General features: G+C 67.1%; 10 protein-coding genes. 8 read left to right on the top strand and 2 right to left on the bottom strand.

Going from position 1 to position 13344, the window contains the following annotated elements:
- The first annotated feature begins 135 nt into the window (after positions 1-135).
- From F2P44_RS03345 to F2P44_RS03330, 4 genes are all read left to right on the top strand, one after another.
- Positions 136-1071, top strand: a complete 936-nt coding sequence (locus F2P44_RS03345; RefSeq protein ID WP_167085013.1) for a LysR family transcriptional regulator — start codon at positions 136-138, stop codon at positions 1069-1071.
- Between the two features lie 149 nt (positions 1072-1220).
- Entirely contained in the window at positions 1221-2174 is a 954-nt protein-coding gene (locus F2P44_RS03340) for an EAL and HDOD domain-containing protein (protein ID WP_167085011.1), read from the top strand.
- Positions 2167-4353, top strand: a complete 2187-nt coding sequence (locus F2P44_RS03335; protein ID WP_167085009.1) for a putative bifunctional diguanylate cyclase/phosphodiesterase — start codon at positions 2167-2169, stop codon at positions 4351-4353. Before F2P44_RS03340 ends, F2P44_RS03335 begins: the two co-directional genes overlap by 8 nt.
- Positions 4354-4462: 109 nt before the next feature.
- Entirely contained in the window at positions 4463-6343 is a 1881-nt protein-coding gene (locus F2P44_RS03330; RefSeq protein ID WP_187363225.1) for a glycosyltransferase, read from the top strand.
- Between the two features lie 15 nt (positions 6344-6358).
- Here F2P44_RS03330 and F2P44_RS03325 read toward each other — a convergent pair whose 3' ends face one another.
- The gene (locus F2P44_RS03325; RefSeq protein ID WP_054263608.1) at positions 6359-6574 is read right to left on the bottom strand and encodes a DUF3820 family protein; all 216 of its coding nucleotides are present in this window, start codon (positions 6572-6574) and stop codon (positions 6359-6361) included.
- A gap of 149 nt (positions 6575-6723) precedes the next feature.
- Between F2P44_RS03325 and F2P44_RS03320 the strand changes: the two genes are divergently transcribed.
- Both F2P44_RS03320 and F2P44_RS03315 read left to right on the top strand, forming a co-directional pair.
- Entirely contained in the window at positions 6724-7617 is an 894-nt protein-coding gene (locus F2P44_RS03320; protein WP_167085007.1) for an NAD(P)/FAD-dependent oxidoreductase, read from the top strand.
- 46 nt (positions 7618-7663) lie between these two features.
- On the top strand, positions 7664-9643 hold the full coding sequence (locus tag F2P44_RS03315; RefSeq protein ID WP_167085005.1) for an alpha/beta hydrolase domain-containing protein: 1980 nt from the start codon (positions 7664-7666) through the stop codon (positions 9641-9643).
- Here the strand turns inward: F2P44_RS03315 and rsgA are convergent.
- A complete protein-coding gene (gene rsgA / locus F2P44_RS03310) occupies positions 9640-10704 on the bottom strand; it encodes a ribosome small subunit-dependent GTPase A (RefSeq protein ID WP_167085003.1) in 1065 nt (354 codons plus the stop codon). The genes F2P44_RS03315 and rsgA overlap by 4 nt on opposite strands.
- A 333-nt stretch (positions 10705-11037) precedes the next feature.
- Between rsgA and F2P44_RS03305 the strand changes: the two genes are divergently transcribed.
- Positions 11038-11619 carry a cysteine dioxygenase family protein gene (locus tag F2P44_RS03305; protein ID WP_167085001.1) on the top strand — a complete coding sequence of 194 codons (582 nt, stop codon included), beginning with the start codon at positions 11038-11040 and terminating at the stop codon, positions 11617-11619.
- Between the two features lie 70 nt (positions 11620-11689).
- A complete protein-coding gene (locus F2P44_RS03300) occupies positions 11690-13204 on the top strand; it encodes an NYN domain-containing protein (protein WP_167085000.1) in 1515 nt (504 codons plus the stop codon).
- Positions 13205-13344 lie beyond the last annotated feature (140 nt).

Below are 13344 nucleotides of genomic sequence, written 5' to 3'. Positions count from 1 at the left end.
TTAAGGTTAATGTGCAATAATTTCGATCCACGTTATCGGTGGATTTCTGTTTCGCTGCACCGATGAAGCTAGTATAGGCGTCGTCGAGCGAATCAAAAAACGGAAAATTTCGTCCTCTATGATCGAAAAAATCGAATGTTAAAACTGAGCCTGGAAGCACTGCTGATCATCGACGCCATCGACCGCCGTGGCTCCTTCTCCAAGGCGGGGCAGGAATTGCACCGGGTGCCCTCGAGCATTTCCTACACGGTGGCCAAGCTGGAGGAAGACCTGGGCGTGCAAGTGTTCGAGCGCAACGGCCCGCGCATCCTGCTCACCCCGGCCGGGCGCGAGCTGCTCACCGAAGGGCGCTACCTGCTCAAGGCAGCGCAAGACCTGGAACACCGCGTGCGCCGGGTCGCTTCCGGCTGGGAAACCGAACTGGGCATCGGCATCGATTCGATGTTTTCCGCGCTGGCGCTGCGCGACGATATCCGCGCCTTTTACGAAGTGGCCCAGCAGACCCGCCTGCGCATCGTGCAGGAAACCTTGTCTGGCCCGTGGGAAGCCCTGCTCAACCGCCGCGTCGACCTGCTGGTCGGCGTGGCTGGCGACGGTCCGGCCGGGGGCGGCTACGTTGCGCGCGTGATTGGCTCCATGCCCTTCGTGTTCGCCGTCGCGCCCGGCCATCCGCTGGCGTCCATGCCCGAGCCGCTCGGGCGCAGCCAGTTGCAGAACCACCGTGCCATCGTGGTGGCCGATTCGGCACGCAACATGGCCGCGCGCACGGTCGGCCTGCTGCTCGGCCAGGACGCGCTGACCGTGCCAACCATGCAAGCCAAATACGATTTGCAGATCGCCGGCCTGGGCTTCGGCTTTCTGCCCGAAGCCTGCGCCCGCCCCGCCATCGAACGCGGCTTGTTGATCGAAAAACAGGTCGAGGAAGTACGCGGCGCCGAAACCTTTTACCTGGCCTGGCGCGTGGGCGAGGAGGGCGCGGCCCTGCGCTGGTGGCGCGAGCGCATGCAGCGCCCCGGCCTGTTTGCGCAACTGGCCGGTTTCGTGCCGGGCGGATTTGCAACACCGGCTTGAACACGGGAAAAATTTTCCGCGAATCACCTTAGTTCTTGATCGAAACGTTGGTGAGGGTAAATAACTCGGGGGTACCATGAACTTCACTGTTACCCACCTTCTCGATCCCGATGACTTGCTCGAGCCCGGCGCCATTACTTGTTTTACGCGTGTTAGCGGACCGCCGCGGCGTGCCTTCCGGCCTGCTGATCGAGGCCGGCGCGGCAGCGGCCGACGCGCTCATGGCGCCGTCCACCGTGGCCGCGCTGGGCGCCTTGCGCGAGGAGTTTCCCTGCCTGTACCGGCCCGGGCTTGATGTCCGGCTGGCCGAGGTGCTGCGCGGCCAGGGCTGGACCGAGCTGGCCGCGCCCAGCCTGTTTTGCGCCGACCAGCGCCTGAGCGCGGCGCTGCTGCCCCCTGAAGCGCGCTGGATCGATGGCGACTGGTGCATGGCCGCGCCGGCCAGGGAGCCGGCCCGCCAGGCGGCATCGCGCACGCTCGCCCTGCAACTGGTGCAACTGGTCGCCGCCGATGCCGACACCCACGAAATCGAAGCGCTGCTGCGGCTCGACCCGACCCTCTCTTACCAGCTGCTGCGGCTTGTGAATTCACTCGGCATGGGCGTGGTGCGGCGCATCACCAGCTTTGGCCAGGCGCTGCTGATCCTGGGGCGCCAGCAACTGCGGCGCTGGCTCAACCTGATGCTGTTCGCCGCCAACAAGGATGACATTCGTTCGCCCATGCTGCTGGCGCGCGTGTCGGTGCGCGCGCGTGCGCTCGAACTGCTGGCCCGCACCCGCGGCCTGGACAAGCTCACCCAGGAGCAAGCCTTCATGACCGGCATGTTCTCGCTGCTCGGTGTCCTGTTCGGCATGCCGCTGCCGGCGATCCTGGCGCCGCTCTCGATCAGCGACGCGGTCCTGGGCGCGCTGCTGCACCGCGCCGGTGAACTGGGCGCGCTGCTGGACCTGGTCGAAAGCGCCGAACGGGGCCAACCCGATGCCCTGGCGGCGCGCATCGGCGCGCTGCAAATGACGCCGTGCGACTTCAACGGCGCCGTCATCGAAGCGAACCGCTGGATGCTGGGCGCGCTGCGCGACAGCGGCGCGCGTCATCATGGCTGAATCGGCCCTCGACCGCAGCCTCGATCTCGTGCGCACCGCGCGCGCGATGGAGGGCAGTGCGCTGACCCAGATGCTGGTGCGGCTCGAAGCCGAGCTGCTGCTGGCCAAAGAGGCCCAGCAGCCGCCGGCGCGGCGCCTGCTGCGGCACCATGCCGACACCTACGAAGCGTCCGACGAACCGGTGATCGTGCTCGATCTGTCGGGCTACCTCACCAGCTGGAACCGTGGCGCCGAGGCGGTGTTCGGCTACAGCAGCGAGGAAGCGATCGGCCAGCACGTGCTGTTCCTGTACGCCGACGATACCGACGAAGTCGACCCCGGCATCGCCGAACTGTTCCTCGAACACGGCAGCTGCCTGGTGGAAGTGCGGCGCCGCCGCAAGAGCGGTGACGTGATCTGGGTGCGCCTGGCGCTGTCGCTGATCCACGATGACGATGGCGAAGCGATCGGCATGCTGGTGCACCTCTCGCCGCTGGCCGAACACCTGACCGAGGAAGACAAGATCCGCCTGTACGCCCGCATCATCGAAGACAGCGACCAGGGCGTGCTCATTACCGATGCCAGCGAGCGCATCGTCTCGATCAACAGTTCGTTTACCCGCATCACCGGCTACTCGGCGGCCGAATCGATCGGCCAGACCCCCGACCTGCTGCGCTCCGGCGTGCACGACGCCGAGTTCCGCGCCAAGGTGCGCGCCGCCATGCAGGGCAACGGCCCGTTCCGGGGCGAGATTGTCGGCAAGCGCAAAAATGGCGAGCTGTTTCCGCAATCGGTCACCATCAGCGTGGTGCACAATGCCGCGGGCAGGATCACCCATACCTTCTCGCTGTTTTCCGACATCAGCGTGCACAAGGACGCCGAAGCGCGCATGCAGCGCATGGCCAACTACGACGGCCTGACCGGCCTGCCGAACCGCTCGCTGTTCAATCACCTGGTCGGGCAAGTGCTCAACGAAGCGCGGCGCGGCAACGAGTACGGCGCGCTGATGGTGGTCGAAGTGAACCGCATCGGCGCCATCAGCGACACGCTCGGCCACGACGTGGCCAGCGAAGTCATTTGCATGGTGGGGCGCCAGTTCCGCTGCGTGCTGCGCGAGCCGGATATCCTGGCGCGCATCGACGGCAGCAAATTCGCCATTGCCCTGCCCAGCATCGGCCAGCGCGAGCATGCCGGCATCGTGGCGCAAAAGCTGCTGGCGACACTGGCCGCGCCGCTGCTGGTGGCCGGCCACGGCCTGCAGGTAAGCGCCAATATCGGCATCGCGCTGTACCTCGACGACAGCATGGATACCGCCTCGCTGCTGCGCTTTGCCGAGGTGGCGCTGGCCAAGGCCGGCGAATCCGGCGCCGGCGGTTTCCTGTTCTACCGCGATGAGATGGACCAGCGCGCGCGCGAGCGCCTGCGCCTGGAAACCGAACTGCGTGACGCCCTGGCCGGCAACCAGTTCGAGCTGCACTACCAGCCCAAGGTCAGCCTGCGCAGCGGCCGCATCGTGGGTGCCGAAGCGCTGATCCGCTGGCGCCATCCGGAGCACGGCATGGTCTCGCCGGGCGTGTTCATTCCGCTGGCCGAGGAGACCGGCCTGATTTTCGATATCGGCAACTGGGTCATGAACGAAGCCTGCCGCCAGATCCGCGCGTGGGACGACGCGGGCCTGTCCATGCCGCCGATCGCGATCAACGTCTCGGCGCGCCAGTTCGACTGCACCCTGCCGGACCGCATCAGCGACGTGCTCGATCAGCACCGCGTCGAGCCGGCGCAAATCATGCTGGAGATAACCGAGAGCCTGCTGGTGCGCGGCACCGACGGCGTCATCGCCATCATGAACGAACTGGTGGCCATGGGCCTGGCGCTGGCGCTGGACGACTTTGGCACCGGCTATTCGAGCCTGGCTTATCTGAAGAAATTTCCGATCAGCACGCTCAAGATCGACCGCTCTTTCGTGATCGGCCTGCCGTACGAAGAAAACGATTGCGCCATCGCCCGCGCGATCGTGACGATGGCCCAGCAATTGCGCCAGGAAATCGTGGCCGAAGGCGTCGAGACGCCCGAGCAGATGGCCTTCTTGCGCGACCTCGGCTGCGACCAGCTGCAAGGCTATCTGTTCAGCCAGGCGGTGTGCGCGGATGAGTTTGCCCGCATGCAGCGCGAAGCGAAACGGCTGATGGTGACCCGCTGAAGCGCCGCATCGCCGATCGCGCGCACCTCTGCTCAACATCAAACAAGGCGCGTATTTTCCGCGCATGCTTTCTTCACAGGTCAACCACCCCTTTGAAGAGTCCGCTTTGATGATCCCTTCCCCTACCGATCCGCAAGTCACGGTGCTGATGCCGACCTACGGCCAGTCCGGTTTCATCCGGCGCGCGCTCGACAGCCTGCTGGCCCAGTCCATGCAGGACTGGGAAGCCATCCTCATCGACGATGGCTCGCCCGACGACACGGCCGCCATCGTCGCCCCGTTCCTGCTTGACGCGCGCGTGCGCTACCGGCGCCTGCCGCACAACACCGGCCTGGGCAACGCCCTGAACTGCGCGCTGGACCTGGCGCGCGCGCCGCTGATCGCCTGCCTGCCCAGCGACGATGTGTTCTACCGCGACCATCTGGCCTCGCTGTGCGCGGCGCTGCACGCCCATCCCGGCGCCGTTCTCGCCTACGCGGGCGTGCGCCATCATTACAACCGCGAAGCCGACGGCCTGATCGCGGGCGGCGCGCTGCAACTGGTCCAGTGCATGTACCGCAGGAGCGAGCTGCGCTGGACCGACCGCGACGAGCTCGAATCGGACGACCTGGAACGCCTGTTCTGGTCGCGCCTGCGCGCGCAGGGCGCCTTTACCGGCACCGGCCGGGTAACGTGCGACTGGACCAGCCACCCGGCCCAGCGCCACAAGCTGATGCAGGAGCCGGCGGGCGGCATCAACCCGTTCCGCCAGCATTACCGGGTGCGCGAGCCGCTGCGCTTCCACACTACGGTGGGCAACGCGATCGACGAGGTGGCGCAGTACCGCGCCATGCGCGCGCGCCCGCCCACGCCGCCTGCGGACGATGGCTTGACCATCCTGCTGGCCGGCGAACTGGCCTACAACGCCGACCGGGTGCTGGCGCTGGAAGAGCAGGGCCACACCCTGCACGGCTTGTGGATGCGCGCGCCGTACTGGTACAACACGGTCGGGCCGCTGCCCTTCGGCCATGTGCGCGAAGTGCGCTTGAGCCGCTGGCGCGAGGCGCTCGCGCAGCTGCGGCCCCACATCATCCACGCCCAGCTGAACTGGCAGGCGGTGCCGTTCTGCCACGAGCTGATGCTGGCCACGCCCGGCGTGCCGTTCGTGTGGCACTTCAAGGAAGGCCCGTTCATCTGCCTTGAAAAAGGCAGCTGGCCGCAGCTGATCGACCTGTTCGAGCTGGCCGACGGCTGCATTTTCAGCAGCCCGGAAATGCGCGACTGGTTCGATACGGTCTTGCCGGGTTTGTCGACGTCCAAGCCCTGCCATGTGCTCGATGGCGACCTGCCCAAGGCGAGCTGGTTCGGCGACGTGCGCACACCCTTGCTGTCCGCCGCCGGGGACGGCGAATTGCACACCGTGGTTCCCGGCCGCCCCATCGGCCTGCATCCCCACACCGTCGGCGAACTGGCGGCCCAGGGCATCCACCTGCATTTCTACGGCGACTTCACGCACGGCCAGTGGCGCCAATGGATCGCCGACGCACGGCGCCTGGCGCCACGCCACCTGCACCTGCACGCCAACGTCGACCAGTCGCGCTGGGTCGACGAATTCTCGCGCTACGACGCCGGCTGGCTGCACGCCTTCGCCAGCACCAACCAGGGCGAACTGCGGCGCGCCAACTGGGATGACCTGAACTATCCGGCGCGCATGGCGACGCTGGCGGCGGCCGGCCTGCCGATGATCCAGCGCCGCAACGAGGGCGCCATCGTCGCGACGCAGTCATTGTCGCGCACGCTCGGCACCGGCCTGTTCTACGATTCCATCGCGCACCTGGGCGCCTTGCTGCGCGACCGTCCGCACATGGACGCGCTGCGCGAGCAGGTGTGGTCGCAGCGCGCGCTCTTCACCTTTGATGCCCATGTACCCGAACTGGTCGCGTTTTTCCGGCAAGTGATCGCGGCGGCAGGCAGCAATCGCTCGCGTGGGGAGCGCACGGCGACGGGCTGACCGTCAGTGCACGGATCAGCGCCGCCCGCGCAGGGGATCGAGCAGGCTGCGCAGGTCGTTGTGATCGAGCTCGTACATCAGCGCCAGCAGCTCGCCGATTTCCCCGCGCGGAAAACCTTCGCGCGCGAACCAGCCAAGGTAGTGGCCGGGCAGGTCGGCGATGACGCGGCCTTTGTATTTACCGTAAGGCATCTCACGGGTCAGCAGCAGCTGGAGGTGTTCTGGTTTCATGATCCCGCTACTGTAACAAAAACCGCGTCCCCCGGCCGCTTGCGCATTCGCGACCATCCTCCGGTTGACATCGCCGGTTAACGTAACTATCATTGTTACATTAAATCCCGGCGAGTTGGCCGGGGTGCCAACAAGCCAAAAGGCATATGATGGATACAGACTTTATCGTCGTCGGCGGCAGCTTCGCCGGCATGGCGGCCGCCATTCAACTGGCGCGCGCCAACCGTCCGGTGCGCGTGATCGACGCTGGCCAGCCGCGCAACCGCTTCGCCGCCGCCGCCCACGGCTTCCTGGGCCACGACGGACGCGCCCCGCGCGCCATCATCGACGATGCGCGCCGCCAGCTGCTGGCCTATCCTAGCGCCAGCGTCATCGATGCGATGGTCGACAGCGCGGCCCCTGTCGACGGCGGCTTCGAAGTCGTCCTGGCAGGCGGTGAGCGCATGCGCGGCAAGCGCCTGATCCTGGCCAGTGGCGTGGTCGACCAGTTCCCTTCGATTTCGGGCGTGCGCGAGCGCTGGGGCACCTCGGTGCTGCACTGTCCCTACTGCCACGGCTACGAATTCCTGGGCCGGCAGCTCGCGGTGATCGGCGTGATGCCGATGTCTTCCCACATGGCGCAGCTGATCGCCGAGTGGTCGCCGTTCGTCACCTACTGCGCCAACGGCATCGCGCTCGACCCGGAACAGGAGCAGGTCCTGCGCGCACGCGGCATCCGCATCGAACACAGTCCGGTGGTGGCGCTCGGCGGCGCAGCGCCGGCGCTGGATGGGATTATCCTTGCGGATGGCACACTGGTGCCGGCCGATGCCGCCTTCCTGGCCACGCAGGTGTCAACCAGCCCGCTCGCGCGGCAGCTCGGATGCGCGTTCGACGAAGGCCCGCTCGGTGCATATGTGCGCACCGACGAGTTCCAGGAAACCAGCGTGCGCGGCGTGTTCGCGGCCGGCGACGTGGCGCGCATGTGGCACAACGCCACCTGGGCCGCCGCCGATGGCGTGAGCGCCGGCACGGCGGCCCACCGCTCGCTGGTCTTTGCCTGACCCGGCCTGCCATGCTATCGTCTGGCTCATCTCAAGGAGCCAACAATTGACCTGCCTGCGCCGCCTGTCCTGCCTTTTCGCGTTGACCATGCTGGCCTCCTGCGCCGCGCCCGGCGGTCCGGGTTCGCCGGCCGCGCAGGTCGAACGCCTGGAAATCGTCAGCCGTGGCCCCGCCTTTGACGGCAAGGTCTTCGAGGACGCGGGCGCCTACGAGAAGATCGTCGCCATCGCGCATATGCGCATCGACCCGCATCACCCGGCCAACCGCGCCATCGTCGACCTCGACAAGGCGCCCACCACCGGCGGCTGGGTCAAGTACGATACCGACGTGATCCTCCTGCGCCCGCGCGACGCGGCCCGGGCCTCGCGCGTGCTCCTGCTCGATATCCCCAACCGTGGCGGCAAGCTGGCGCTCCAGATGGTCAACGAGGCCGGCGCAGGCGACACGGGCAACGGCTTCCTGATGCGGCGCGGGCATACGCTGGCGTGGATCGGCTGGCAGGGCGATATCGGCATCGCGGCCAACGGCGACGTGGCCGGCACCGCCTTTCCCGTCGCGCGCGCGGACGGCCAGCCGCTCACCGGCCAGAGCGTCGAAGAGAAAATCTTCGACGACATCAAGCCCACCGGCACCATCGACCTGGCGTATCCGGCGGCGTCCAGCGGGCAGGCCGGGGCGGTGCTGAGCGTGCGCGCCCATGCCACCGCCGTGCCTGTGACCCTGCCGGCCAGCGCGTGGAGTTACCACAGTCCCACGCGGATCGAGGTCGCCCGCCCGCGCGGGTTTGACGCCGGCGCGATCTACCAGTTCCAGTACGAGGCGGCTGATCCGGTGGTGATGGGCCTGGGCATGGCGGCGCTGCGTGACGTCGCCAGCCACCTCAAATCGAGCCTTGCCGACGGCGCCGGCCAGCCCAATCCGCTGGCCGACATCAAGCCGGACGTCACGCTGGCCATGGGCGTGTCGCAGTCGGGGCGCTTTCTGCGTGACCTGATCTGGCAGGGTTTCAATGCCGACCCGCGCGGCGGCAGGGTATTCGACGGCGCCATGCCGCTCATCGCCGGCAGCCGCAAGAGCTTCGTCAACCGCCGCTTCGGCCGGCCGGAACGCTACTCCACCCAGCACCTGAACCACTGGAGCTACGGCGACCAGTTCCCATTCAGTTACGCCGTCACCACCGATCCGGTCAGTGGCGCCACCGACGGCATCTTCGCGCGCTGCCAGGCCAGCGACAGCTGTCCGAAGCTGATGCACGTCGACAGCAGCACCGAATTCTGGCAGGGCCGCGCCTCGCTGGTGGTGAGCGACGGCGCCGGCAAGGACATCGCGCTGCCGCCGGGCGTGCGCACCTATCTCATGGCGTCGACCCAGCACATGACGGCGAGCCGGGCGACGGTCGGCAACTGCAAGTGGACCAATAATACGGCGCAGCAGGGTCCCGCCGTGCGCGTGCTGCTCGATCATCTGGTGGCGTGGGCGCGCAGCGGCAAGGAGCCGCCGGCCAGCCGCTATCCGCGCATCGGCGACGCCATGCTGGTGCCGCCGCAGCGCGACGCGGTCGGTTTTCCGGACCTGCGCGCGCTCGGCGTGACGTATCCGGAAGGGTTGAATGAATTGACGGTGGTCGATTACGCCAGCCTGCCGCCCAAGCCGGCGGCGGACAAGCGCTATCAGGTACTGGTGCCGATGGCCGATGTGGACGGCCACGATATCGCAGGCATCCGCCTGCCCGATGTGGAGGTGCCGCTGGCCACCTACGCAGGCTGGAACCTGCGCCGTGGCGGTTTTGCGGAAGGCCAGCTATGCGGCCTGAATGGATTGTCGGTGCCGTTGGCGGCGCTGCCGCGCGCGGGCGACCCGCGCCGCGCGCTCTCGCAGCGCTACCCCACGCGGCTGGAATACGCCAAGGCGGTGGCGCTTGCCGCGCGAGCCCTGCGCGACCAGGGCTTGCTGCTCGACGAAGACGTTACCCGTTTCATCGAGCGCGCCAAAGTCGAGCAGCGGGTCGGCCAGCAGACGCCTTAGTCGTGCTGCTGCCGGCCCTTGGCGTGATGGGCCTTGATGATCACCTTCCACTTGTTGCGGGCGGCGATGCGTTCCAGCGGCGTTTGCTGGCTGCGCCGGGCGTCGCGCAGCAGCTTGCGGTAGTTCAGCAAACGGTCCGGATCGACCGCGCCGCGCACCGCGCAGCCGGGTTCCTCTTCATGCGCGCAATCACGGAACTGGCAATGCTGCGCCAGTTCGCCGATGTCGTCGAAGCTGGCCGCCAGCGCTTCCTCGTCGGCATCCGGCTGCCACGAGCGCAGGCCGGGGGTGTCGATGATGCAGGCGCCGCTCGGGCACTGGTGCAGCGAACGCGCGGTGGTGGTGTGGCGTCCGCGGTTGTCGCCGCGCCGCACGCCGCCGGTTTCCTGGCTGCTCGACGAGAGCGCATTGGTCAGGGTCGACTTGCCCGCGCCGGAGGTGCCGAGCAGGATCAGCGTCTGCCCCGGCGCCAGCCAGGGTGCGAGCACGCGCGCCGGCTCGTCGCCCAGGGCGTTGAGCGCAAACGCCTGCACGCGGCGCGGCAGGCGCTCCGTGAGCTGGCGCATGCGTTCCTCGACGTCGATGCCGATATCGGCCTTGGTCAGCACCACCACCGGCTCGACGCCGGACGATTCGGCCAGCGCCAGGTAGCGTTCCAGCCGGCGCAGGTTGAAGTCGTGGTCCAGGCCCATGACCAGCAGCGCGGTGTCGACATTGCTGGCCAGTGACTGGCGGCGCCCGTCGCTGGTGCGGCGCGCCAGATGCGTGACCGGCGCCAGCCGTTCGGACAGCCATTGCTCGTCGTGGGCGTGGGTTTCGACCAGTACCCAGTCGCCCACGGCAAGGGCGTCGCCGCCGGCTTGCAGCGACTGGACCAGCCGGTTGAGCGAGCGCGCGCGCGACTCAAAGGCACCGTCGTGGATGACGGCCCAGTCGCGGTGGATTTCAGTGACGCGCGCCAGGCGCGTGCCCTCGGCCAGTTCGTCGAGGGTGGCGAGTTGGCTGGCGACCGATTGCGTCAGTCCGATAGTGCGCAGTGATTCAAAATCGATGTGGATCATGGTGAGAAGGTGTTCCCGGATTCGTCAAGCCCGCGACGCGCGCGGGCACAAGCCGCGCGCAACAGCACGCAGGCAAAGGAAAACGGAGGTCGGCGCGCGATCAGGCGCGCATCAACACACGATGCTCAGTCCAGAGGAACAGCAGGCAGGCGGGTTGTGGCGGATCAGGCGGCCGACAGGAGGGCAATATCATTCGTATGCATGGTGTAGTCTCCTGTGGAAAGTCAATAGAAGCCCGGAGTGTGCCAGCGGCGGCCAGCCGCGTCAAGCGCAAGGACAATGTTATATTCACCGCACCCGCCCCGCGCGAAGGGGCACCTTGGAGCTGAAGCGATGAACAACCCGGCCCGCCTGCGCGACTTCGTGCACGCCTTTACCCGCCTTGCCGATGCGGCGGCGCACGACGAAACCCGCATGCTGGAGCAGGGCAGGGCGCTGCTCGCCGATCTCGTCATGCATGACGACTGGCTGCCCGCCGCCTTCGCCCAGCCCCATCCCGACCGCTATCAGCAATACCTGCTCCATTGCGACCCGCTCGGCCGCTTTTCGGTGGTGAGTTTCGTGTGTGGTCCGGGCCAGGCCACACCGGTGCACGACCACACCGTCTGGGGCATGGTCGGCGTGCTGCGCGGCGCCGAACAGTGCGAGGAATTCGCGCCTCCCATGGGCGCCGGCCCGCTGGCCGCACTCGGCGCCCATCACTTGGCGGCGGGCGCGATCGACATCGTCTCGCCCAGCGTGGGCGATATTCACCGCGTCTCGAATGCCAGCCCCGGCGCGGTCTCGGTCAGCATCCACGTGTACGGCGCCGACATCGGCCGCGTGGAGCGCCATGTGTACGACCCGGCCAGCGGCGCGGCCACCCGCTTCGTCTCCGGTTACAGCGCCCGCGCCACACCCGAAAGCTGGCAGTAATTGCCCATATCGGGTTGTTGCGTATAATCCAAGATCAGCTTGGCAAAACCATTATTAGAGAACAGATCATATGGCTTCATCCTCAGACAATATCAGCATGGCGGTGTTTTGCGACTTCGAGAACGTCGCACTCGGCGTGCGCGACGCGAACTACGAAAAATTCGACATCAAGCCGGTCCTCGAACGGCTTCTGCTCAAGGGCAGCATCGTGGTCAAGAAGGCGTACTGCGACTGGGAGCGCTACAAGGGCTTCAAGGCCACCATGCATGAAGCGAACTTCGAACTGATCGAGATTCCCCATGTGCGCCAGTCCGGCAAGAACTCGGCCGACATCCGCCTGGTGGTCGATGCGCTCGACCTGTGCTACACCAAATCGCACGTCAACACCTTCGTCATCATCAGCGGCGATTCCGATTTTTCGCCGCTCGTTTCCAAGCTGCGCGAGAACGCCAAGCAGGTGATCGGCGTGGGCGTCAAGCAGTCCACCTCGGACCTGCTGGTGGCGAACTGCGACGAATTCATTTTCTACGATGACCTGGTGCGCGAAGTGAAGCGCGCGGCCGCCAAGCGCGACGAGCGCAAGGTGCAGCCGCAGCCGAAGCGTTCGCCCGACGAAGGCAACCGCCGCAAGGAAGAACTCGAAGCGCGCAAGGCGCAGGCGATCGACCTGGTGGTCGAAATGTTCGATGCGCTGGTGTCCGAGCGCGGCGACAGCGGCAAGATCTGGGCGTCGCTGTTGAAAGACACGCTCAAGCGCCGCCGTCCCGACTTCAACGAAACCTATTACGGCTTCCGCACCTTCGGCAACCTGCTGGAAGAAGCGCAGAACCGTGGCATGCTCGAATTCGGCCGTGACGAAAAATCCGGCGCCTACGTTTACCGCAGCAGCAATGCCGCCAACAACAACCATGCGCACGCGGTGGAGCAGCAAGCGCCGGCCATGCAGGACGCCCCGCTGGAAGCCGAGGTAGCCGAAGAGGCGGCGGCCAAGCCGGAATCGTCGCGTCGCGGCCGTGGCCGTGGTGGACGCAACCGCAACGACACGGTCGACGCGGCCGCGCCGGAGGTGCTGGAGGCGGAGGAAGCGGCAGTCGACGCGGAGGACGCCGAGCCGGTAGCGAGCGTGCCAGCCTGGTACGACCCGCAGCCGGAAACGGCGGATGCGGCGCCGGTGGTTCCCGAGTCGTCGCGCCGTCGTGGACGCGGAGGACGCAACCGCAACGAGCCGGTGGCCGAGGCCGTCGTAGCGGAAGCGGCGCAGCCGGTTACGGCCGCTCCGGCCTGGTACGATCCGGTCCCGCAGGTCGAGGAAGAAGAACAGCCGGCCGAAGCGGAACTGAGCTTGGCGCCGCCAGTGCAGGAAAAACGCCGCCCCGCGCGTAAACCTGCGGCGAAAAAGGCTGCCAAGCAGGCCGACGTGGCGCCTGAACCGGCACCGCAGCCGGAACCGGAACCGGAACCGGAACCGGAACTGGTGGCGCTTGAGCTGCCGGCCGGTGAGGAAGCCGCCGCCAAGTCCGCCCGCAAGGCAATTCCGCGCAGCCGCCGTCCGGCCAAGCCGAAGGCGCCGGCAAAGAGCAAGTAATCCGCACCAGCGCGGGGGCGCCATGCCCCCCGCTTACCCAAGGGGGATGGGCGCCGTCCGTCCCTCGTCAGCGCGCATCGCGCTATCCGCACATCAAAACTCGCCTCCTGCACGCAATCGCAAAATGGTGCAAACTTCAA

Origin of the sequence: Massilia frigida (assembly GCF_011682175.1) — a bacterium.
Taxonomy (GTDB): domain Bacteria; phylum Pseudomonadota; class Gammaproteobacteria; order Burkholderiales; family Burkholderiaceae_D; genus Telluria_A; species Telluria_A frigida.
Note: the sequence above shows the minus strand (reverse complement) of the source record. Positions and strands in the feature narration are given on the sequence as shown.

What these genes read in the sequence shown, in the direction of transcription:
- F2P44_RS03335 (WP_167085009.1), top strand. Translation starts at nt 2,167, where the DNA reads ATGGCTGAATCGGCCCTCGACCGCAGCCTCGATCTCGTGCGCACCGCG.
- F2P44_RS03325 (WP_054263608.1), bottom strand. Translation starts at nt 6,574, where the DNA reads ATGAAACCAGAACACCTCCAGCTGCTGCTGACCCGTGAGATGCCTTAC.
- F2P44_RS03345 (WP_167085013.1), top strand. Translation starts at nt 136, where the DNA reads ATGTTAAAACTGAGCCTGGAAGCACTGCTGATCATCGACGCCATCGAC.
- F2P44_RS03330 (WP_187363225.1), top strand. Translation starts at nt 4,463, where the DNA reads ATGATCCCTTCCCCTACCGATCCGCAAGTCACGGTGCTGATGCCGACC.
- rsgA (WP_167085003.1), bottom strand. Translation starts at nt 10,704, where the DNA reads ATGATCCACATCGATTTTGAATCACTGCGCACTATCGGACTGACGCAA.
- F2P44_RS03305 (WP_167085001.1), top strand. Translation starts at nt 11,038, where the DNA reads ATGAACAACCCGGCCCGCCTGCGCGACTTCGTGCACGCCTTTACCCGC.
- F2P44_RS03320 (WP_167085007.1), top strand. Translation starts at nt 6,724, where the DNA reads ATGGATACAGACTTTATCGTCGTCGGCGGCAGCTTCGCCGGCATGGCG.
- F2P44_RS03300 (WP_167085000.1), top strand. Translation starts at nt 11,690, where the DNA reads ATGGCTTCATCCTCAGACAATATCAGCATGGCGGTGTTTTGCGACTTC.